Annotated in this window: 17 protein-coding genes and 3 rRNA genes; 3 read left to right on the top strand and 17 right to left on the bottom strand. The window is 65.2% G+C overall.

Features of this window, described 5'->3' with window-relative positions:
- Positions 1-142: 142 nt before the first annotated feature.
- Positions 143-571, bottom strand: coding sequence for a dUTP diphosphatase (dut, locus tag OXM57_02640; GenBank protein ID MDE0351575.1), 429 nt, complete (start codon positions 569-571; stop codon positions 143-145).
- A gap of 304 nt (positions 572-875) precedes the next feature.
- On the opposite strand from dut, the gene OXM57_02635 reads away from it, so the two are divergent.
- Positions 876-2165: a hypothetical protein gene (locus OXM57_02635; protein ID MDE0351574.1), complete on the top strand. Its 1290-nt coding sequence runs from the start codon at positions 876-878 to the stop codon at positions 2163-2165.
- Between the two features lie 45 nt (positions 2166-2210).
- Here OXM57_02635 and OXM57_02630 read toward each other — a convergent pair whose 3' ends face one another.
- The 8 genes from OXM57_02630 to OXM57_02595 form a co-directional block, all read right to left on the bottom strand.
- Positions 2211-3224, bottom strand: coding sequence for a nucleoside hydrolase (locus OXM57_02630; protein MDE0351573.1), 1014 nt, complete (start codon positions 3222-3224; stop codon positions 2211-2213).
- Positions 3221-4378 carry a hypothetical protein gene (locus tag OXM57_02625; GenBank protein ID MDE0351572.1) on the bottom strand — a complete coding sequence of 386 codons (1158 nt, stop codon included), beginning with the start codon at positions 4376-4378 and terminating at the stop codon, positions 3221-3223. Before OXM57_02625 ends, OXM57_02630 begins: the two co-directional genes overlap by 4 nt.
- A 41-nt stretch (positions 4379-4419) precedes the next feature.
- A complete protein-coding gene (locus OXM57_02620) occupies positions 4420-5421 on the bottom strand; it encodes a hypothetical protein (GenBank protein ID MDE0351571.1) in 1002 nt (333 codons plus the stop codon).
- 15 nt (positions 5422-5436) lie between these two features.
- Positions 5437-6669, bottom strand: a complete 1233-nt coding sequence (locus OXM57_02615; GenBank protein ID MDE0351570.1) for an ABC transporter permease — start codon at positions 6667-6669, stop codon at positions 5437-5439.
- Positions 6666-7763, bottom strand: coding sequence for an ABC transporter permease (locus OXM57_02610; GenBank protein ID MDE0351569.1), 1098 nt, complete (start codon positions 7761-7763; stop codon positions 6666-6668). Before OXM57_02610 ends, OXM57_02615 begins: the two co-directional genes overlap by 4 nt.
- Complete coding sequence (locus OXM57_02605; protein ID MDE0351568.1) at positions 7763-9280, bottom strand: ABC transporter ATP-binding protein; 1518 nt, start codon at positions 9278-9280, stop codon at positions 7763-7765. The genes OXM57_02610 and OXM57_02605 overlap by 1 nt, the downstream gene beginning before the upstream one ends.
- 6 nt (positions 9281-9286) lie before the next feature.
- On the bottom strand, positions 9287-10369 hold the full coding sequence (locus tag OXM57_02600) for a BMP family ABC transporter substrate-binding protein (GenBank protein ID MDE0351567.1): 1083 nt from the start codon (positions 10367-10369) through the stop codon (positions 9287-9289).
- 97 nt (positions 10370-10466) lie between these two features.
- Complete coding sequence (locus OXM57_02595) at positions 10467-11507, bottom strand: LacI family DNA-binding transcriptional regulator (GenBank protein MDE0351566.1); 1041 nt, start codon at positions 11505-11507, stop codon at positions 10467-10469.
- Between the two features lie 159 nt (positions 11508-11666).
- Here OXM57_02595 and OXM57_02590 point away from each other — a divergent pair, with 159 nt between their 5' ends.
- Positions 11667-12614, top strand: coding sequence for a ribokinase (locus OXM57_02590; protein ID MDE0351565.1), 948 nt, complete (start codon positions 11667-11669; stop codon positions 12612-12614).
- A gap of 76 nt (positions 12615-12690) precedes the next feature.
- Here OXM57_02590 and OXM57_02585 read toward each other — a convergent pair whose 3' ends face one another.
- Complete coding sequence (locus tag OXM57_02585; GenBank protein ID MDE0351564.1) at positions 12691-13011, bottom strand: LysM peptidoglycan-binding domain-containing protein; 321 nt, start codon at positions 13009-13011, stop codon at positions 12691-12693.
- A 236-nt stretch (positions 13012-13247) separates the two neighbouring features.
- On the opposite strand from OXM57_02585, the gene lexA reads away from it, so the two are divergent.
- Positions 13248-13949 (top strand): transcriptional repressor LexA, encoded by a 702-nt coding sequence (gene lexA, locus OXM57_02580; protein ID MDE0351563.1) that lies wholly within the window; start codon positions 13248-13250, stop codon positions 13947-13949.
- Here the strand turns inward: lexA and dapF are convergent.
- The 7 genes from dapF to OXM57_02545 form a co-directional block, all read right to left on the bottom strand.
- Positions 13936-14703, bottom strand: a complete 768-nt coding sequence (gene dapF / locus OXM57_02575; protein MDE0351562.1) for a diaminopimelate epimerase — start codon at positions 14701-14703, stop codon at positions 13936-13938. The two genes, lexA and dapF, sit on opposite strands and share 14 nt — an antisense overlap.
- 79 nt (positions 14704-14782) lie before the next feature.
- Positions 14783-15733: a tRNA (adenosine(37)-N6)-dimethylallyltransferase MiaA gene (gene miaA, locus OXM57_02570; protein ID MDE0351561.1), complete on the bottom strand. Its 951-nt coding sequence runs from the start codon at positions 15731-15733 to the stop codon at positions 14783-14785.
- A 16-nt stretch (positions 15734-15749) separates the two neighbouring features.
- Positions 15750-17138 (bottom strand): tRNA (N6-isopentenyl adenosine(37)-C2)-methylthiotransferase MiaB, encoded by a 1389-nt coding sequence (gene miaB / locus OXM57_02565; protein MDE0351560.1) that lies wholly within the window; start codon positions 17136-17138, stop codon positions 15750-15752.
- Positions 17139-17150: 12 nt separating this feature from the next.
- Positions 17151-18683, bottom strand: coding sequence for a ribonuclease Y (gene rny / locus OXM57_02560; protein MDE0351559.1), 1533 nt, complete (start codon positions 18681-18683; stop codon positions 17151-17153).
- Positions 18684-19077: 394 nt separating this feature from the next.
- Positions 19078-19194 (bottom strand): 5S ribosomal RNA (rrf, locus tag OXM57_02555).
- Between the two features lie 88 nt (positions 19195-19282).
- Positions 19283-22353 (bottom strand): 23S ribosomal RNA (locus tag OXM57_02550).
- Between the two features lie 298 nt (positions 22354-22651).
- A 16S ribosomal RNA gene (locus tag OXM57_02545) occupies positions 22652-22706 on the bottom strand; the annotation flags it as partial.

Genomic DNA, 22706 nt, shown 5'->3' with positions numbered 1-22706 from the left:
GGCGGTGTGGTATGGCGAGGCAGCAGTGTTCCTCGCAAGGCCCGCCGACGAAGGCGTACCCGCAGGGTACGTAGAGGAAGCGGAACGCAGCGACGGGACGCCGATGGCCGCCAGAGCACCCGGTTGTTTCGCAGACAGACCACTAGCGTCCTGACGAGCCGAATCCATGCGCTCCTCGCTCGGTCTCATCCAATCGATCAGCAGGTCGTGGCGCCGGGAGGGCAATCGGCACGATCACCAGTTGGGCGACCCGGTCACCGCGCGCGATGTCGCATCGCTCCCGACCGTGATTGATGAGCACCACGCGGATCTCCCCGCGATAGCCGGCATCGATGAGACCCGGGGAGTTGACCAGCCCCACCCCGTACCTGCGCGCCAGGCCGCTACGAGGGAGCACCAACCCGGCGTGGCACTCCGGTATAGCCACCGCCACTCCGGTATCGACCGTGCCGTACTCTCCCGGTTCCAGCCGAACGGGGAAGCGAGCGTACAGATCGAGCCCGGCATCGGTCGGATGGGCGCGGCTGGGCGTAGGTAGTTCCGAATCGATCTTGAGCACGTTAAGATGCACGCTTCACCAATCCCAGACAAGATGTAATCGGGGCTCTCGAAGCCGGGCGGAGTACGGCACGTAGGAGCGCACCGCCCACATGGTTACGTTAAGACCCGAGCATCCGATCATTTCCACCCGGCCCACGGCCAAGCCCGGTATTGCTACCGGCGCCCGTTCGACCTCCGACTCTCGTGCTTATCGCGGCAAGCACCTTGCCGGCCGCGGTTGGAGTCCCTACCAGCCCTCCCACATGGACGCAGAGCGTAGCGGTATCGTCCGCTTCCTACCCTCATGGACACACCGCTCTGTATGGGCCGTCCCCATGGCCGGCGCCCCAGCGGTACAGGACGGTCCGGCCGAGTTCCGGTCCCCGGAACCCCCGGACCGGTCGAGCGCCCGACCAGGACCGGAACCCCGAGCCGAGCCGGGCCCGCCGGCCAGGCGGAGGCGGGTGGCAGCCGAAGGGTCGCGATCTGCGGCGGCCGGGTCCACCCCTGCCTTTTCGGAGGTCCCGGAGACGCATCTCCTCCCCGCCGCCCCCTCCTCGGAAGGATCGCCGCTGGCTTCCCTGCTCGGATTCGGCGAGGTCGAGACCTCCTTCGACAACAGGCAGACCGAACGGACAGAGTCATTCGAGCAGACCACGCCCGATGACGAGTACTGGAACCAGCTCCCCTCCCTCAGTTCCGTCACCGCGGAGATGAACGGTCCCCGCAACGTGGGCGATGCGGTCAAGGCCATGTGGGACGCCACTTCCGAATGGGACATGGACTCCAAGCTGCTATCGGATGATCTACCCGGGATGGGGACGAAGGACCGTCGCGGCCTCTGGCGCATGGTGGCCATCGGGGCCGGGCTGGCCATCATGGTCACGCTCATCGGCGCCTCGTACAAGACTCTGACCGACATGCCGGTTCAGGCTGCCGCCGCCCGCGAGGCCCAGTACACGCAATCGGCCCAGGAACTGTTCGACACGCTCGGGCCTGTCGCCAACTCGGTGTACGCCGACGGCCTGTCGAGCGACGCCGGACTGTCGAGCCTGACCAGCCACCTAAGCGATCTCGACATTGCCGCAAGACGCTCGGCTTCGCTGGCGGCGGAACCATTGCCGAGCACGCCGATTCTCGGCATGACAGCGGACATCAACGCCCTAGCGGGCCCCAGGGACCTGCTGGCTTCTGGCTCCGCGCAGGCCCTCAGCATCGGACAGCAGATCGGCGATGCCATGGCGTACTCGCTCACGATGTCCCTCGCCTTCAACCTGCCCGAGCTTCCGGAACAGGCACCGCCCGGCCAGGTCGACGAGATCGCTCTCCAGCTCAGCACTTCGATCGCGGAGACCAGCCTCTTGCTGGCCAGGCTTCCGGATGATCCCGTCTTCGAGGGCTTCCGCCAGAAGGCTACGGAAACGGTCGCCTCGGTCGAGCAGATCCAGGCCGAGTACATATCGGCCCTGAGGAGTGGTGACGCCACCCGGGCCGCCGATGTCAGGAACCGGCTGGGTGGAGCGATATCGGGCCTCCGCGAGGAGCTCCACGTCCCCATGGGCGAAATCAAGACCTGGGCGGTGAGCCGGCTCGATCAGGTGGCGGCCATCGTCACGCAACTGTAGGTATCCCAGGGGCGTACCGTCCGGCGCCACTCGCGAGCCGAGGTATCAGGACTCGCTCGAGTGCCGACCCACCAGGCCTGCGATCCTGGTGACCAGGCGTTCCAGGAACAGCTCTGCCCGGCCGTCCAGGGCGACCGCGGCGTTCGGTTCACGACCCCATGCCCGCCTGAAGTCCGCCACCGTCTCACCTGTAGTCAACCCGCCGCTCGTCTCGACGTCGACCGTGGTCTCCACGGTGCTCACCAGGGAGGGATCGAGGGCGGCCGCCACGGCGAAGGGATCATGCACGAAGGCCCCGTAGAACCCGTCGTAGCGGTCATGGAACTCCATGTAGAACCGGAGGGCATTGGCGATGAAGCACATGAGCGGATTGGCCTCGGAGACCAGCGGCCGCAGCGAGTCCATCTCAGTACCCGCGAGTTCGGCCATCCGAGCCACATGATGCGGCAGGAGGCGTGCTTGCTCGGTGACGTCGAGCGGCATCACGAGCGGCAGGCTAGGAGTACCCCTGCCGGCGGCGGCGAACACCTCCTTGGCCGCTTCCGGGTCGACGTGCATGTTCCACTCGGTACGAGGAGCGGTGTTCCCGGCGACCGTGAAGCAACCCCCCATGATCACCAACCGCCGGAGCAGGGATAGCAGACGAGGTTCCCGGCGCAGCGCAGCCGCCACATTCGTCAGCGGTCCGAGCGCCACGAGAACGATCTCCCCCGGTTCCGCACGGGCGCTGTCGACTATCAGGTCGATACCGGACCTCCCACTGATCCGATCCGGCGCCGCCGCGAGCGTCGCGTACCCGGTCCCGGTCGGTCCGTGGGTCTCCGGGGTGATGACTAGTGGGCGCTCGATCGGCCCGGCGCACCCGGGCGCCACCTCGACCTCGGGATGTCCTGCCAGGTCCAGGACGGCGGCCGTGTTGGCTGTGACCTCGCCGAGGGAAACGTTGCCGGCCACGCAGCTGGCGCCCACCAGGCGGGCTTCGGTAGAAGCGGCCGCGTAGAGGAGGGCGAGCGCGTCGTCGATGCCGGTGTCCACATCCAGCAGGATCGGGATCGTCATGAGTGCCCCTTTCGGCCGCCGGCCAAGATCGTGGCGACCGTAATCACGGCGGGAAGAGCACCAAAGGCGGTGACCGAGATCCTGGCGGCGTCAGCCCCGATCGCATCGACCAGCAGGCCGGTGGTCGCCGATCCGGCGGCGATGCCGATACCCGCCGCCGCGGCGATCCACGACAATGCCTCGGTTCGTCGCTCGGGAGGGATGGTGGCGACGGCCAACGAGTTGGCCTGGATCAAGGTCGGTGATGTCCCCAAGCCAGCGACCATCGCCGTGACCGTGAACCACACGATGCCGTCGCCGAAGCCGTAGGGAAGCAGCACCAGCAGAAGCCAGAAAGTTGCCCTCCGTTGCTGGGACACCAGGTCTCCGGGGCCGATGCGGCCTACCACCAGCGCGGCCACGAGGCTGGCCCCGGCATTGAGGGGAAAGATCACCGCCGACCATGCGGGGTGTCCGAGTTCGGCGGTGTAGGCAACGATCGTGATGGCGACCCCGCCCAGGACCATCCCGAGACCGCCCACAGAACCGAGTACGGCGAGATGGGTCCCCTTCATCCATGTCGTGGCACGCCGCCGACTCACCCGGCTGCTCTGCGGTTCTCCAGGTAGCGATGTCACCCCGAGCGTGCCTACGACGGCCAGCGCCGTGGCAACCACCAAGGATGCCGAGGCCGTGAACCATGCCGCCATGGCCGATACCGCCGAGGGACCGACGATGAAGTTGATCTCGTCGTTTACCGACTCCAACGCCTGCCACCTCGGCATGTCCCGCGCCTCGGTCATTCGGGTCCAGCGGACCCGGGTAAGAGCGCCTATGTTGGGCGCCGTCAATCCCGCCGCTATGGATAGCAAGACGATCACGCCGGGGGTCGCCACCGCTCTGATCGCCGCCAGCAGGCCCACGGCACAACCCGCGAAGGCAACCAGCAGGGAGCGCGCCGCGAGACGCTGGCCGTAGCGGTCCACGAGCCGGCCCCCTATGGGTTTCGCCACCGCGCCCGCCAGGCTGAAGCCGGCCGAGGCCGTGCCCGCTAATCCGTACGATCCCGTGATCGCCTCGACTGCGAACACCAGGCCGACCGGGTACATGGAGTTGGGAAACCGACCGACCAATCCGAACCACAGCAGGGGTCGCGCCCCCGGTATGCGCATCACGGCGCGATAGCCGCCGGGGCCGGTTCGCCGGAGCAGCCAGGTCAGTACATCACCGTCCTGGTGAGGTGGTGCGGGCGGAAGGTGGCGTGGTACTTCGACCACAGACGGAAGTCGACCTGGGGGATCACTACCCGCAGGTCAGCAGGTCTGAGAGCGTTGATGGTGTCCGTCAGCAGCGCAGTGGCGTACAGCGTATGGGCCCGGATCTCGATCTCCTCATCGCTGTCACGTTCGATCATGTCGCCGTCGGCGATGCGGCTCGCCAGCTCGGGCGTGTACTCGAAGATCCCCATCACCTCCAGGGCCACCGGAACGATGTAGTCGGCGAAGGCGGTCATCATCGACAGATCCTTGAGACTCCATTCGCCGGAGGTGTGGAGAGCCATGTGAAGGGTCCATAGACCCAGCTGGGCGAGCTTGTGGATATGCACGTCCGCGCCGTGATAGGTGCTCGTGTCATCGAACCGGGGGAACTCGGCTATGAGCCGCTCCATGAGCCCGTCACCGTCCGCATACATCGCCGGAGCGCAGGTGCGGACAAACCGGTGGAACCGGCCCTCGTACCGATCCACCAGCACCGCGCCTGCTTCGTTGAGGATCTCGCTGCGTTCTTCGAGCATCGGCATCTCGATGTTGCCGCGGAAGATGTCGTCGAGGTCGGAGCGCGTGACCGAAGCCAGATACTCGCCGTCGAGCAGCGGGACCCCGTTCGAGAGGGACTGATGGAGGCAGGCGAACATTCCAAGGCTGTCCGACCAGGTCTGGCCCTTGTACTCGGCTTCGAACTTGCGCCCGGTGTCGAAATCCGTGAAGGCGAAGTTGAGGGTCGCCACCAGCATGGTGACATCGATGATGTCGTCGGGGTTCGAGCCCACGTCGAACTCGCCCGCCGCCCCACCGCGAGGGAAGGCGAACTCCTCGTAGGCCATCCAGCCGGCCACCCGTTCCACCGCGTCACGTGAGGTCCGGACGTGCCGGGAGCGTTCGACGACGCCCAGCACCGATCGGAGAACCGGGCCATCCCAATATGCAGCGTTCACCATTGCTCCTCTCGTCCGCTAATTGGCCTCGCTGCGCCGGTAGGGAACGCCGATTCCCTGCGGCGGGCGGATCCTCTGGTGCGCCAGGGACAGAACGAGCAGCGTGGTCAGGTGGGGAGCGAAGCCGACGAACTCCGACGGAACGACCCCGAAACCGAGGAACCACCAACCCAGACCCACCGCGGCGATCGCATATGCGAAGGTTGCGCCTCGATTGCGGGCGCGAATGGCGCGGACCGTCAGGAAGGCGAACACGACCGCCCCGACTATCAGCAGTGCCGTCATCGTGGTCTCCTGGCGGGTCCGGAGCGCGTCGGTGAACCCGAATAGAAGTGCTCCGATGGTGAGGCGACCCGGCATCCAGTTCCCGAAGATGACCGTGGCCAGACCGATGAACCCGCGTCCCGCCACCTGCCCTTCGCGGTAGATCGAGGAGGCCACCGTTACCAGGAAGGCCCCGCCGAGGCCTGCCAAGGCACCCGACACCGTGAGTGCCGCGTAGCGCATCCGGTTCGGGTTCACTCCGAGAGAATCCGCTGCCGCCGGGTTCTCGCCACAGGCCCGCAGCCGGAGCCCGAAGCTTGTCCGGAAGAGGACCCACCACGACAGGAACACCAGGGCAGCCGCCAGGATGGTCAGGAGCGATACACCGGTGGTCACGCCGATCACTATCTCGGCGATGTCCGAGATCACCGGGGTCTCCAGGCTCGCGATCGGATCCAGCACTTCGGCGAGACCGGGGACCGACACGTTTCCGATCTGACCGACGTGCGGAGACTGGCTGATCCCTCCTCCCACCTGGCCTTCGAAGAAGATCGACGAGAGGAACCGGCCCAGTCCGAGGGCGGCGACGTTGATGGCGATGCCCGAGACGGCCTGATCCACGCCGAACGAGACCGTCATCAGGGCGTGGAACGCACCGAACACCGCTCCGCCCGCGATCGCAGCCAGCACTCCCACCCATGGACTCCATTGGAACCCGGCCCAGGCGCCCATCCAGGTACCGATGATCATCATGCCCTCGAGCCCGATGTTGATGACGCCGCAGCGCTCCGCCCACAACCCGCCGAGCCCGGCCAGCACGATCGGAACCGCGAACCGGAGTGAGGCGCTCACGGCGCCGCGGGACAGGAGGTCCGGGGTGTTCGCGATGTCTGCTACCGCCGACAGCAGCAGGAGGGCCAGCAGCACCCGCATCCACCATCGCCGCCAGACCGTGCGCGAAGTCCTTGGCTCGCTGACGGTGTTCACGCCGTTGCTCCGCTCTCGATGCCGACGTGTTCGCTCCGACCGACCAGCTTCTGTTGCCGGCGCACGTTGACGCGCCGGACGACCTCATAGGCCACCACCACGCTCAACACGATCGTGGCCTGCATGATGGTCACGATCTCGCGCGACACGCCAAGCAGGTCGAGAATCTGGGAGGATCGTTCCAGCCATGCCCAGAGGAGGGCGCCGAACGCAACCCCTAAGGGATGGTTACGGCCGAGAATCGCGATGGCGAGGCCGGTGAATCCGAAGCCTGCCGGAAAGTCGAGGCCGTACTGGTGAGACGACCCCAGGAGTTGGGGTATCCCCACCAGACCGGCCATCGCTCCGGACATGACCATCGTCACGAAGATCATGCGCTTGGAGTTGACGCCGCTGACCGCGGCAGCCCGGAGTGAGAGGCCGCTGGCGCGCAGTTCGAAGCCGAACCGGGTCCGGTTGAGGAGGATCCAGAAGCCGATACCGAGAGCCGCCGCGACGAGCGTGAAGCCGAACACCTCCTTGCCCGCGACCTCGAAACCGGGGAACCATCCGGAGGGCGGAATCGGTGTGGTCCGGATGTTGTTGCTGCCGGCCGCCCGCTCGGCCAACCTCCCCGGAGCGAGGAGGTAGGCGATGATCCCGGTGGCCACGGCATTGAGCATGATGGTGCTGATGACCTCCGAGACCCCGCGCGTCACCTTGATGTAGCCGGCGAGGGCCGCCCATCCGGCCCCGACCGCCATGGCGACCACGATGATGAGCGTGACGTGGAGTACCGGCGGGAGGGATACCGACGCGCCGACCACCGCGGCGAAGAACACCGCAAGCCGGTACTGCCCGTCGATGCCGATGTTGAAGAGCAGCATTCGAAACCCGATCGCACCGGCGATTCCCGCCAGGTAGAACGTGGTGGCCTTGTTGACCACGGCCACCAGGCTGGCAGGGGTGGTGCCGAAGGCCACGACTTCGCCGAGAACGCTTCCTGCGTCTGCGCCCGTGAAATGGAGGATGGCGGCGGCCAGCAGGGCCGCGAAGAAGATAGCGACCACCGGTGCGATCAGTTGGAGCAGAACACGTTCGATACGGGTCTCCATCACGCGGCATCGGCTCCCGTCATGGCCGCACCCAGGTCCTCCGGACCGATGGCCGCGGGATCGAACTCGCCCACGAACCGGCCCCGCAGGATCACGAGGATCCGATCCGAGATCCCGATCAGCTCCTCCAGATCCGCGGAGACGAGAAGGACGGCTACTCCCGCCCGCCTCACCGCCGACAACCGCGTCCAGATCGCAGCCTGGGCGCCCACGTCCACTCCGCGGGTCGGATGCGCCGCGATGAGGACACGAGGCTCGCCGGCCATTTCGCGGCCGACTATCAGCTTCTGCTGGTTTCCGCCGGACAGCGCCGAGGCCAGCACCTCGATGCTGGGAGTGCGCACGTCCGAGTCGGCGACGATCCGCTCCGTGTCCGCCCGGGCCGCCTTGCGATCGATCCACACCCCCCGGTTTATCGGCGGATGCATCTGATGGCCGAGCATGCGGTTCTCCCATAGGGTTGCATCGAGCAACAGGGCCTCGCGGTGGCGATCCTGCGGAATGTAGGAGAGCCCCAGCCGGCGCCGGATGCTGGTGGCCGCCTCCGTCACGTCCTCAGTGCCTAACAGCACGCGGCCCGCCACGGGACTGGTCAGCCCGAGAATGGTCTCGATGAGCTCGGACTGGCCGTTTCCTTCCACACCGGCGATGCCGACGATCTCGCCGGACCGGACGGTGAGGTCGATGTCCGACAGGCTGGTCTCGTGACCGCTACCGCGGGTGGACACCGACTCGAGCCTGAGCCCGACCTCGGACCGCACCTCGACGGTTCTCGGCTCGGGCGTCGGAAGCTCGCTGCCGACCATGAGCTGTGCCAGCTCCCTGGACGTGATTTCCGCGGGTCGGGTATGGGCCACGGTCCTCGCGTTCCGCATCACCGTGATCTCATCGGCCACCGTCAGCACCTCATCGAGCTTGTGGGAGATGAAGATCACGGTCAGGCCTTCGCCGGTCAGCCTTCGCAGGTTCTTGAGTAACTCGTCCACTTCTTGGGGAACCAGCACCGACGTGGGCTCATCCAGGATCAGCACCCGCGCGCCGCGGTAGAGGACCTTGATGATCTCGACCCTTTGCCGGTTCCCGACCGATAGGTCGGCCACCAGAGCCTCCGGCTCGATGGGGATCCGGTAGTGATCCCCCAACTCCACTATCCGGGTCCGGGCCGCTTCGAAGTCGATCCGGCCGGCACGCCCGGTGGGCTCGTCACCGAGGATCACGTTCTCGAGAACGGTCAGGTTGTCTGCCAGCTTGAAGTGCTGGTGCACCATTCCGATCCCCGCCGCGATGGCATCGGCCGGCGACGACATCGGGATGGGTGTGCCTTCGACGAGGATCTCTCCTTCATCGGGCACAACCATCCCGTACAGAATGTTCATCAGGGTCGATTTGCCCGCCCCGTTCTCGCCGATCACCGCGTGAGCGGTACCGGGCTCGACACGAAGGTTCACGTCCCGGTTGGCAACTACCCCAGGGTATCTCTTGGTGATCCCTCGCAGTTCGATGGCCGGGGCGGGCATCGACTCCTAGCCCGTCGTGGCGGGAACCGCTATCTCGCCGGAAATGATCTGCTCCGCGTAGGCGTCGACCTCGCCGACGATGTGGTCGATCAGACCACCCGAGGTCGAGTACCCGACACCGCCCGCATCGAGATCGAACAGGTTCACCCCTGCCTGGGCAGACCCGTCAACGACCTGGGTTGTGAAGGCATGGGTGGCCACGTTCACGTTCTTGAGCATCGAGGTCATTATGACATCACGTACCTCGGGGGCAGCCGTGTGGTACTGGTCGGCATCCACACCGATGGCCAGGTACCCGCCTTCCGTCGCGGCTTCGAAGAGCCCACCGCCGGATCCGCCGGCCGCCGCGTACACGATGTCGGCACCTGCGTCGAACATCCCCTTGGCGGCTTCCTTGCCCTTGGCCGGATCGTTGAATCCAGAGAAGTCAGGAGGCTGGCTCAGGTAGGTGGACGTGATCTCGATGTCGGGGTTGACGGCCTTCGCCCCGGCGATGTAGCCGGCTTCGAACTTCACGATGAGCGGAACGTTCACGCCACCGATGAATCCCACATGGCCGGTCTCGCTCTCGAGCGCGGCCACGACGCCGACGAGGAACGAACCTTCCTCCTCGGCGAATACCAGGCCCGCCACGTTGGGGGCTTCCACCGTCCCGTCGTCGACGATACCGAACCACACGTCGGGATATTCGGCCGCTACCTCCGCAACCGGTCCCGCGTAGGTGAACCCCACCGCGATGATCGGATTGTGACCCGAGTCCGCCAGCAGCCGGAGCCGATCGGATCGATCCTGATCGGTGTCCTCCGCCTTGGCGGTCACCTCGGTGAGCTCGAGTCCGAGCTCGGCGGCGGCCTGCTCGGCGCCGTTGTAGGCGAGGTCGTTGAATCCGCCGTCGCCTCTACCTGCCAGGTCGTACGCGACGGCGACCTTGAAGTCGGGCTCCGGCGCTGCCGTGGTTGTCGGCGCGGCCGTCGTGGTCGGGGCCGCGGTCGTGGTGGTGGGGTCTTCCGACTCTCCGCCACACGCCGTGGCCGCTGCCAGGGCGAGGATCGCTACCAGGGCTAGAAGGATTGTACGTTGTCTTCGCATTCTCGGTCCTCCTTTTCTCGTTGTTGCGTTCATCGGCTGCCGGCCCGATCCGCACCCCCGAGGGGGTCGGACGGGTCGCAGGGTTTCGGATAGGCCGTCAAGCTCTCGCCCCCTTGCGACGGGCGCCCATCGGGGTCCTTCGAGGAGGCCCGCAGGACGCTCTCTCGGTCAGGCGGACGTCCAGCACCACCCGCCTGGACTCGCGCCAGGAGTCGTTGCTCATCCTGGACAGGAGCATCCGCATCGCCAGGGCGCCCTGCTGTTCCATCGGGCGGTCGATGACGGTCAACGGCGGATCGAGGATCTCGGAGAAGGGGTGATCATCGAACCCGATGACCGAAAGGTCGTCAGGGATGCGCACGCCGATGTCCTTGATGGCTCTCAACGCGCCGATGGTCATCGTGTTGTTTGCCACGAAGACCGCGGTCGGTGGGTCCGGAAGGGCCAGCATCCGCAGCATGGACTGGTAGCCGCCATGCTCTTTGAAACCCCCGATCTGGACGAAATCGGACGGGATCTCGATGGAGTGCGCGGCCAGGGCGGCGCGGTATCCCTCGAGGCGGAACCGGCCGGGCGTCGAGTTCACGGTCCCGGCGATGGTTGCTATCCGCTCGTGGCCGTAAGACAGGAGATGCTCTACGGCGGCACGAGCCCCTCCGTGATTGTCGATCAGCACGGTGTCGAAACGGCCCGTGGACGGTGCTTCGCGATCGATCAGGACGGTCGGCACTCCGGCATCCGCCAGGCGCTGCGGACTGGGATTGTCCTCGCTGGCGGGCGCCAGCAGCATCCCATCCACCCTGGTCAGCAGGTCTTCGACCACTTCCGCTTCGCGGGTGTCGCTCTCGTCGGTATTGGCCAGGAAGATGGTGTGCCCGCCTTGGGCGGTGATGCTCTCCGCGCCACGGACCACCGCCGCGAAGAACGGGTTGGTTACGTCCGGGACCACCAGGGCGACAGCGCCGGTCTTCCCCGACTTCAGAGACTGCGCAGCCGGGCTGGGCCGGTAGCGGAGGAGGGCGACGGCGCGATCGATGCCTTCCGCCGCCCGGACACGGTCACCTCGCAGGTGGCGTGATACGGTCGAGACGGAGACACCCGCCTCCTGGGCGACATCGGCGATGGTCGGGGACTTCAACCCTTCCTCGTTCCTCTCTCATCCAGGCTTCGGAGCATTGCGGTACATTGCACCACGTCGCCTGAAAACGATTTCAGAAATTGTATAGCAAGTAAGCTGAGAGCGTCAACCGGATCTGTATCCTTCTGCGGTCGGGCAGCCGGACAACGAGGAGGCGTGATGGCCACGAGTTCCAGCCCACCAACAGTGGTCGTGGTCGGCTCGACCATGATCGACCTGACCGCCTACGCATCGAGGATCCCCAGATCGGGAGAGACCCTGGTCGGGGAACGGTTCCAGATGGGCTTCGGGGGCAAGGGGGCCAACCAGGCCGTCATGGCTCGGCTTCTCGGCGCCGACGTCGTGATGGTCAACTGTCTGGGCGACGATGCCTACGGGGACATGACGCTGGACAACTTCGCAACCTTCGGGATAGACACCGCCCACGTGTACCGCGTTCCGGGGGCCAGCGGCGTGGCCCCGATCTGGGTCGAGCCCGATGGAAGCAACCGGATCATCATCATCCCGGGCGCCAACCACGACTTGACGGCCGATCAGGCGGCAGGATCGGTCCGGAAGACACCGCACGCGGCGGTGGTGGTGGGCCAACTCGAGATTCCCCAGGAGGTCACGGAGGCCGCGTTCGCAGCCGCGAGGAAGGCGGGAGCGATCACCATCCTGAACCCGGCACCGGCGGCGCCGCTGTCGGACAACGTACTGGAGTTGAGCGACTGGCTGATTCCGAACGAGGTGGAGTTCGAGATGCTGACCGGCGTGCCTCCGGACTCGGACCATGCGCTCACCGGCTTCGCGAGGGAAACCGGAAGTCGCTTGCTGGTCACACTCGGCGACGAGGGGGCGGCCCTGGTGTCACCCGAACTCGACCAGGTCACCCGCATCCGACCGCCCCGCGTGGACCCGGCTGACACGACCGGCGCCGGCGACGCCTTCGTAGGAGCCTTCGTGGTGGGGCTCGCCTCGGGTCTGGACGAGCGCGATGCGGTCCGGTTCGGCAATGCCTGTGCGGCTGACAGCGTTACCCGGCCGGGCACCCAGTCATCGTTCCCTCGTCCAGATCGGACCGAGCGATTCCTGGCCGAGATCCAAGGCTCTTCCGCCGAGGCTTGATCGGGCCAACCCGGATATGGCGGCCGGCGCGGAGCAACCGTCTGCCGGCTTGGTTTCGTGTCTTCCCCCGGAGTAGCTAGGAGCCTGCGCTCCTCGCCCAGCCGGGAATCTCGCCCACCGGAATCGTGATCGTCGCGCCTGCCCGAACCGTTCCGGACTGCATCCCGTTCGCCGAACGAATGAGCGCCACCGTCCGGCGCACATCCTCTCCGGGAGCGGTGTGGGCGTTGGCAATCGACCAGAGCGTCTCGCCCGCCTTCACCACATGGGAGACCGCCGGAACCGGCTCGGACCCGGCGTCGGCCTGCGGACCCAGGAGCAGCACCGCCAGGCCCACCACGACGACCGGCACCAGCACCATCCGCAGCATGTTGCGCCGCGGCTCGACAACCGTCATGGGCCGGGTGGTAATACCGCGGCCACCGGGTACCGGGTAGTAGGGTTGGCTTGAATCCAAACATATGTTCGCTTCCATGAGGTGACTCAAGCGAACGTATGTTCGGGCCGTCAAGTACTCGCCGCAACTCCCCCGGACCGGACGCCCAGGCAGGCGTACCCGAACATGAGTTCGGAAATCCGGGAGAGTCTGCGGTAGAGTACTGCGCAGACAACGATTGACAAGGAGTATCGACCATGCCGACCAGCGCAGTCCTCACCGGAGGCGAAGGACCGGGCGAGCCGACCGACCTGCCACCTCGGCAGCAACAGATCCTCGAGTTGATCCAAAGGACCGTGGCCGAGCAGGGGTACCCGCCCTCGGTGCGGGAGATCGGGGAGTATCTGGGGCTCCGCTCGCCCGCCAGCGTCCACCGCCACCTCAAGGGCCTGGAGGATGCGGGCCATATCAGGCGCGACTCCACCAAGCCCCGCGCCATCGTGGTGCTGACCCGGCGCGCCGACGAACCGGCACGCCCATCGGCGACCACCCGTGACGTTCCCCTCCTGGGGCGGATCGCCGCCGGCGCGCCCATCCTGGCCGAGGAGAACATCGAGGAGGTCATGCCTCTGCCCCAGGCCCTGGTGGGGGCCGGGGGACCGCTCTTCATGCTCGAGGTGCGGGGTGACTCGATGATCGATGCCGGCATTCTCGACGGTGACATGGTCGTGGTACGGAGCCAACCCCACGCCGAGAACGGCGAGATCGTGGCGTTCCTGGTCGAAGGGGAGGAAGCCACCGTCAAGCGTTTGGAGAGGCAACCCGGAAAGGTCATCCTGCACCCTGCGAACCCCGACTACCCGCCCATGGTTTACACCTCGGGGGTCGAGGTACTCGGCAAGGTAGTGGCCGTGCTCCGCAGCCTGGCCACCGGTCCTGCCCGGTTCAGGCCGGGATAGTCCCCGCGAAGACCGATTCGGCCGGACCTCTGATCCAAGCCGTTTCGCCGGCTATCTCCACACCGAGGCTGCCGCCGGGATAGTGGATCTCGACCGCCGGTCCGGCTCGACCCTGGGCGTGCGCCACCGCGGCTACGGCCGCCGCGCCCGTACCGCATGCCCGGGTCTCTCCCGCCCCTCGCTCCCAGACCCGCACCCGGAAGACCCCCTGCCTGAGCGGAGCGGCGAACTCCACGTTGACGCCTTCGGGGAATGCCGGATGGTCCTGCATAAGGCGGCCGATCTCGCCCAGGTCCACGCGGTCGATCCTGGCGGGCGAATCCATGAACGTGACCGCGTGGGGGTTGCCAACGCTCGCCGAGACGAAACTGTACCCGGAGGCGGTCACCGGACTGCCGATGCGGTAGGTACCGAGTCCGGCCCGGACGGACCCGTCTGCCATGACCTCCACTTCGCTGAGGCCGGTGGAGGTCTCCACGGTGAACCCGCGGTCTTCCGCCCATCCCCGGTCGAACACGTAGCGGGCCACGCACCGGAGCCCATTGCCGCATGACTCGGCGAACGAGCCGTCCGAGTTCCAAAGGCTCATCCGAGCGGCTGCGCCAGAACGACCGGGACCGGAGACCACCAGAACCCCGTCAGCCCCGATGCCGCGGCGACGGTCGCACCAGGCCCGTACCTGACCGGTGTCTGGAGTGGACCCTTCGATCACGATGAAGTCGTTGCCCAGCGCCTCCATCTTCAAGAACTCCAAGAGGTCATCTCCTCGATCAGTCGGCTGGAGGGTACTGAAAAATGTCCAGTTAGACCGATAGTGGCAATGAAACCCCAGGTCAGAGCATCGTGGGCCAACCCTCCTCCGTCTTTTTCAGCACCCTCCTGGCCGTTGCGTAGCGGGCTGCCGGATCCGGATGCCAGTCCAGCCACCTTATTCTGGGGTCCCGCCCGAAGTAGGTGCGCTGCTTCCGGGCGAGAGCCATGGTGGCTCGCACGGTAGCCTCCCGCCCTTCTCTAACCGAGCAGCTCCCGGCCACGACCGGAAGCATCTGGCGATACCCCACAGCCGAGGCAGCGGTCCGGCCCAGCCGGTCGGCCAACCCGGCCACCTCCTCAACCAGCCCATCTCGGAGCATCAGATCGATCCGGCGCTCCACCCGGTCGGCCAGCGCGTCGCCCGGGTCCACCCCGATGGCGGCGAACCGCACTTCGGGCCGGTAGTCCTTCACCTGCTCGAACAGAGGATCGGCCGCCCGCTCCGTCGGGGTCCCACCCCCGAGCCGTACGACTTCCAGCGCTCGGCTCACGCGGCGGGGGTTGGCCAGGTCGACATGGTCACCAGCCCCGGGATCGACCTCCAGCAGTTCGGCCACCGCGTCGCTCCGGGGCATTCCTCTGACCGCCACCCTTACCGCCGGGTCCGAAGGCGGGAACCGCAGCGGATCCACCAACGACCGGAAGTAGAGGCCCGAGCCCCCCACTATCACCACCGGTCGATTCCGGGCCGCGATCGCGGCCATCGCTGCCCTGCCCGTCTTTTGGAACTCCGCCACCGCGTACTCCTCATCCGGATCGACCAGATCGATCATGTGATGCCGGATCTCGGCCTGCTCGGCCGGCGACGGCTTGGCCGTCCCGATGTCCATCCCCCGGTAGACCTGCATCGAGTCCACCGACACGATCTCCCCGCCCGAGCGCCTGGCCAACTCCATCCCCAGGTCGCTCTTGCCCGATGCGGTAGGTCCCAGCACCGCAACGATCCGCGCCGGGTGATGGGGCGAGCCCACCGACTCGCTCCGAGCCTCAGACGGGAGCGCCGACCAGGTAGTGCGCCCCGGCCCGCTCGATCGTCACATCCATCAGGCTTCCCGGGGCGAACTCCCCCTCGACATGGACTATCTTGTTGCCCCGGCTCCGCGTGGTCGCTACCGAAGGATCGCGCTTGGAGGGTCCTTCCACCAGCACCTCCATGCGCCTGCCCACGTGACGCCGGTTGCGCTCCGACCCGATGCGGGTCTGCAGCTCCACCAAGCGCCCGAACCGCTCCTTCGCCACGGAGTCGGGGACGAAACGATCGGTCATGGCAGCCGCCCTGGTCCCGGGGCGCGCCGAGAACAGGAACATGTAGGCCTGGTCGAAGCGAGCCTCCTCGACTACCTCGAGCGTCTTCCGGAAGTCATCCTCGGTCTCGCCGGGGAAGCCCACGATCACGTCTGTGGACACGGTCAGATCGGGGATGACCTCCCTGGCCATCGCCAGCCGGTTCAGGAACTTCCGGGCCTTGTAGCCCCGATGCATGGCCGCCAGGATCCGGTCGGAGCCCGACTGCAGCGGGAAGTGGAGTTGCTCGCACACCGCCTCGGTGCCCGCCATCGCCTCGGCCACGTCGCGGCGGAAGTCGTTGGGATGCGGGCTGGTGAACCGGATCCGCCGGATTCCATCGACCTCGCCCACCCGCGCCAGCAACTGGGCGAAGATCGGGCGACGGCGCCCGTCGATGGCCAGGTCCCGCCCGTAGGTATCGACGTTCTGGCCCAGCAGGGTGACCTCGATCACGCCTTCCGAAGCCAACTGCTCTATCTCGCGGATGATGTCGCCCGGCCGGCGGCTGATCTCCGGCCCCCTGACCGCCGGCACGATGCAGAATGTGCACGTGTTGTTGCAGCCGATCTGGATCGTCACCCACGCCGAGTACGGGGACTCCCGGCGGACCGGCAGTTCGGAGGGCATGGTGTCCAGGGCATCCACGATCTCGGTGACCGGACCCCACTCCTCCGCCTGGTCCAGCAGGTCGACCACCCGATGGAGATTGTGGGTGCCGAGCACCACGTCCACCCATGGGGCGCGTTCCCGGACCAACTCCCGATCCTTCTGCGCGGCGCAACCGCCGACGATGAGCATGCGGCCGGACTGGGCATCCTTCAGCTGCTTCAGCTGACCCAGGTTCCCGTACATCCGGTTGTCGGCGTTCTCCCGGATGGTGCAGGTGTTCACGAACACCACATCGGCCTCGTCCAGGGAGCGGGCCCGGACCATGCCGTCCGCCTCGAACAGCCCGGCTACCCGCTCGCTGTCGTGCTCGTTCATCTGGCAGCCGAAGGTGCGCAGGAAGTAGCTCCGCCCGGCGCGGGTGGGCCGGCGCCGCTCCACAGAGCGGCGCGTGGGTGGCGCGAGCTGTACGACCTGGCTCACCCCTCCGTCCTCCTACCGGGCGTAGTCGGTGACCCGGAGCTCCCGGATCACGGTCACTTCGATCTGGCCGGGGTAGCGGAGGTCGCGCTCGAGCCGGCGCGATATGCGCCGCACCAGGTCGGATGCCTCGAGGTCGGTCACGCTCACCGGATCGACCACCACCCGGACCTCGCGGCCGGCCTGCATGGCGAACACGCGGTCCACCCCGTCGAACTCGCTGATCAGATCCTCCATCTTCTCCAAACGCCTCACGTGGGAGGCCAACTCCACCCGCCTCGCACCCGGACGGGCCGCTGAGACCGTGTCCGCGGCCTGCACGAGGATGGCCAGCAGCGTGCGGGGCTCCACATCGTTGTGGTGTGCCTCGATTCCGTGCACGATGGGCGCCTCCTCGCCGAACCGCCGGGCGATCTCGGCGCCGATCAACGCATGCGCCCCCTCGACCTGGTAGGACACCGCCTTGCCGATGTCGTGGAGGAACGCGGCCCGCTTGATCGGGATGGGATCGACCCCGAGTTCGGCGCCCAGCATGCCGGCGATGTGAGCCGACTCGACCAGGTGGTTGAGAACGTTCTGGCCGTAGGAGGTCCGGTACTTGAGGCGGCCCAGCAGCGTAACCAGCTCGGGATGCATGCGGGAGATGCCTACGTCAAGCAGCGCCCACTCGCCGGCGTCGCGGGCCGACTGCTCCACCTCGGCCTGCGCCTTGGCATGCAAATCCTCGATGGCGGCCGGGTGAATACGCCCGTCAGCTATCAGCTTCTCCAAGGTGATCCGGGCGATCTCCCGCCGGACGGGATCGAAGCAGGAGACCACCACCATCTCGGGCGTCTCGTCAACCACCAGATTGACACCGGTGACCGACTCGAAGGCCCGGATGTTGCGACCCTCCCGGCCGATGATCCGCCCCTTCATCTCCTCGCCGGGGAGCGGGACGGCCGACACGGTGCTCTCCATGACCACTTCGGTAGACAAGCGCTCGATGGCGGTGGCAAGGATGCGTCGGGCCCGCCGGTCGGCCTCCTCGCGAGCCCGCATCTCGCTGTCCCGCACCAGCAGCATCGCCTCACGCCGCGCCTCGTCGCGGACCTGCTCGACCAGCTCTTCGCGAGCGGCGCGGGCATCCAGCGCGCTGATCCGCTCCAGGTTGGCTCGGGCGCTCTCGGCGAACTCCTCGATCTCGCCCTGAAGCTCGGACACGCCGGCCTCGCGGTTAAGGAGCATCTGCTCACGCTGGGCCAGGTTGGATGCGCGCTGTTCCAGGGTCCGTTCCCTCTGGATCAGGCGCTCCTCGGAGGCGGCCACCTCCAACTTCCTATTCTCGAGCAGGGCCTCCTCGCGCTCACGGTAGGCCTCCGCCCGAGCCCGTCCTTCATCCTCGGCCCTTCCCAGTATGCGCTGCGCCTCGCGGCGGGCGGTGTCGACGTCAACTCCGCGCTCGTCCAGCACCTGCCGACGAAGACGTCCATACATCACGAGCATCGGAATCAGGCATCCGATGGCGATGAGCCCTATCCCGCACAGCACGAATAGCGTCGTATCCATGGAGCGGCCTCCCGGTCTCTCAATCCCGATGACCACCGACCGGTTGATCCGGCCGTCGTTCGCAAGCCGGTAACCGGGAGAGGACACCTACGGCAGGAAGGCTCAGAACATCATGAGCAGGCCGGCAGGCCCACCCGCGGGATCGGGCGCGGTGGCGGAGTCTCCTCAGCTACGCGTCAGCCATTCACCTGTCCCGGACTGGCGTCCGTTACCTCCATCTGAGCGTTCCGGCAGGTCGTCACTTCTGTCATCGGGTGTTTGTTTATGTGTAGGTCGCGCATTCTAGTGGTCCACCGGCAGCCGGCCAGTGGCCAGTCATTCAACATACACTAATAGTCACTAGCAACTACAACGCAAGGGCCGCCCGAACGAATCGGACGGCCCTCAACGTAGTGCCCGGCGGTGTCCTACTCTCCCGGGGGTCTGCACCCCAAGTACCATCGGCGCTGGCGGGCTTAACTTCCGTGTTCGGAATGGATACGGGTGGATCCCCGCCGCTATCGCCACCGGACGACATCGGTTGTTCAGTCCCCCGCCCGGCACGGGCGAGGGGGTGCTCCTCGAGCACTCCATAGCGAGCATGAAAACGCCTGACTCCGAATATCAAGCCCTCGGACTATTAGTACCGGTCCGCTGAACACATTGCTGCGCTTACACTTCCGGCCTATCAACCTGGTGTTCTACCAGGGTCCTTACCCGGTTTACCCGGTGGGAGATCTCATCTCGAGGTGGGCTTCGCACTTAGATGCCTTCAGCGCTTATCCTGTCCGTACGTAGCTAACCAGCCGTGCCCTTGGCAGGACAACTGGCACACCATAGGTACGTCCATCCCGGTCCTCTCGTACTAGGGACAGATCCTCTCAAATCTCCTGCGCCTGCGACGGATAGGGACCGAACTGTCTCACGACGTTCTAAACCCAGCTCGCGTGCCGCTTTAACGGGCGAACAGCCCGACCCTTGGGACCTGCTTCAGCCCCAGGATGCGACGAGCCGACATCGAGGTGCCAAACACCCCCGTCGATATGGACTCTTGGGGGGTATAAGCCTGTTATCCCCGGAGTACCTTTTAGCCGTTAAGCCACCGCGCTTCCACGTGCCACGGTAGGATCACTATGTCCGACTTTCGTCCCTGTTCGACTTGTAAGTCTCACAGTCAAGCTCCCTTGTGCCATTGCACTCGCCGTCTGATTGCCGACCAGACTGAGGGAACCATTGAGCGCCTCCGTTACTCTTTAGGAGGCCACCGCCCCAGTGAAACTGCCCGCCAGACACTGTCCTCGATCCGGATTACGGACCCAAGTTAGGTGCCCGCCATACAGAGGGTGGTATTTCAAGGTTGACTCCACGGTACCTGGCGGCACCGCTTCTTTGTCTCCCACCTATCCTACACAGTGTATACCAGACATCAATGTCAAGCTGCAGTAAAGGTTCCGGGGTCTTTCCGTCCTGTCGCAGGTAGTGAGCATCTTTACTCACAATGCAATTTCGCCGAGTCTCTGGTTGAGACAGTACCCAAGTCGTTACGCCATTCGTGCAGGTCGGAACTTACCCGACAAGGAATTTCGCTACCTTAGGACCGTTATAGTTACGGCCGCCGTTTACCGGGGCTTAGATTCAGAGCTTCGCCTAGGCTAACCCCCCCTCTTAACCTTCCGGCACCGGGCAGGCGTCACAGCGTATACAGCGTCTTGCGACTTAGCACGCTGCTGTGTTTTTAGTAAACAGTCGCTCGGGCCTGGTCACTGCAGCCCCCTCAAGCTCAGGATGTACATCCTTCACTTTACCGGGGCGATCCTTCTCCCGAAGTTACGGAACCATTTTGCCTAGTTCCTTAACCAGAGTTATCTCGCTCGCCTTGGTATTCTCTACCTGTCCACCTGTGTCGGTTTGGGGTACGGGCACCATACAAACTCGCTAGAGAGTTTTCTCGGCGGCATGGGCGTTCAGTGGCTTCGCCTATAGCGGCTCGGCATCGTGCCTCTGGCTTCATGAGGTCCGGATTTGCCTGGACCTCGCCCTACACACTTACCCCGGGGCAACCAACGCCCGGGTCCACCTACCCTTCCGCGTCATCCCATTGCTGACCTCCCGCCGCTGGGTCGGAGGGCCCCGAAGGGCTCTCCTTAGCAAGCTGCGCTCAGTCCGGACGCTTGCATGGTGGTACTGGAATATCAACCAGTTGTCCATCGACTACGCCTATCGGCCTCGCCTTAGGTCCCGACTAACCCTGGGCGGACGAGCCTTCCCCAGGAACCCTTGGACTTTCGGCGGTGGAGATTCTCACTCCACTCTCGCTACTCATACCGGCATTCTCACTCGAGCAGCCTCCACAGCTGGCTTGCGCCGCTGATTCTCCGGCTGCTCGACGCTCCCCTACCGATCCCATCCTCTGGACGCGTACACGTCAGAGTATTGATGGAATCCCGCAGCTTCGGCGGTGTGCTTGAGCCCCGTTACATTTTCCGCGCAGGACCACTCGACCAGTGAGCTGTTACGCACTCTTTCAAGGAATGGCTGCTTCTAAGCCAACCTCCTGGCTGTTTCTGCGATCCCACCTCGTTTCCCACTTAGCACACACTTAGGGGCCTTAGCTGGCGATCTGGGCTGTTTCCCTTTCGACCGTGAAGCTCATCCCACACGGTCTGACTGCCGCGCTCTAGCACTATGAGATTCGGAGTTTGACTGAGGTTGGTAAGCTGGTAAGCCCCCTAGCCCAATCAGTGCTCTACCCCCATAGTGGAACGCGCGACGCTAGCCCTAAAGCTATTTCGGGGAGAACCAGCTATCACCGAGTTTGTTTGGCCTTTCACCCCTATCCACAGGTCATCCCCCCAGTTTTCAACCTAGGTGGGTTCGGGCCTCCACGAGGTCTTACCCTCGCTTCACCCTGCCCATGGATAGATCACTCGGCTTCGGGTCTAGACCATGCGACTGTACGCCCTATTCAGACTCGCTTTCGCTGCGGCTCCGGCCCATGCCTTAACCTTGCCACATAGCACTAACTCGCCGGCTCATTCTTCAAAAGGCAGGCGGTCAGGAGCCGAAGCTCCCTCCCACTGCTTGTAGGTCTACGGTTTCAGGTACTATTTCACTCCCCTCGCCGGGGTTCTTTTCACCTTTCCCTCACGGTACTTGTCCGCTATCGGTCGCCGAGTAGTACTTAGCCTTACGAGGTGGTCCTCGCAGATTCACGCCAGATATCCCCGACGCTACTCGGGATCACCGTCGGAAGACCAGTGCGATTTCGTATACAGGGCTATTACCTTCTGTGGCCAGCCTTTCCAGACTTGTTCTACTATCACCTGGCTTTGTAACTTCCTGCCGGCTCCGACGCGCCGGCTGACGGGTCCCTCAACACCGATATGGCAACGCCATCGGGCTATCACACCACATCGGTTTAGGCTCTTCCCGTTTCGCTCGCCACTACTCAGGGAGTCGCTGTTGCTTTCCGTTCCTCGGGTTACTTAGATGTTTCAATTCACCCGGTTGCCTCAACCGGCCCTATGTGTTCAGACCGGAGTAACTGGGCATTACCCCAGCTAGGTTTCCCCATTCGGACACCCCCGGATCGGAGCTTGCTTGACAGCTACCCGGGGCTTTCGCAGCCTGCTACGTCCTTCATCGGCTCTCGACACCAAGGCATCCACCGTAGACCCTTGGTAGCTTGAACTTGTAGAGTTCAAGACGATTCATGCTCGCTATGCAGTTCTCAAAGAGCACCAGGACTCCTTCACTACTGAACAGCGTGTCCGGCTATCTCTCCCTTCCATCAAAGGAGTTCGCCCTCGCGTCAACGCGTGGGGACCTCAACTTCTTCTGGATAGGACCGATAGCCGAGTAACCAAAAGATCAACTAAGAGCGAAGAACCTGGGTCGTAGACCCCGGTACTTCTCCCGAGGATGTCGTGACCCTCGGGCTTTGAGACGTCGAGGAAGTGACCTTCTCCGCGCCTCTCGGTGCTCCTTAGAAAGGAGGTGATCCAGCCGCACGTTCCCGTACGGCTACCTTGTTACGACTTCACC

This window comes from bacterium, from assembly GCA_028820935.1.
GTDB lineage: Bacteria > Actinomycetota > Acidimicrobiia > Spongiisociales > Spongiisociaceae > Spongiisocius.
Note: the sequence above shows the minus strand (reverse complement) of the source record. Positions and strands in the feature narration are given on the sequence as shown.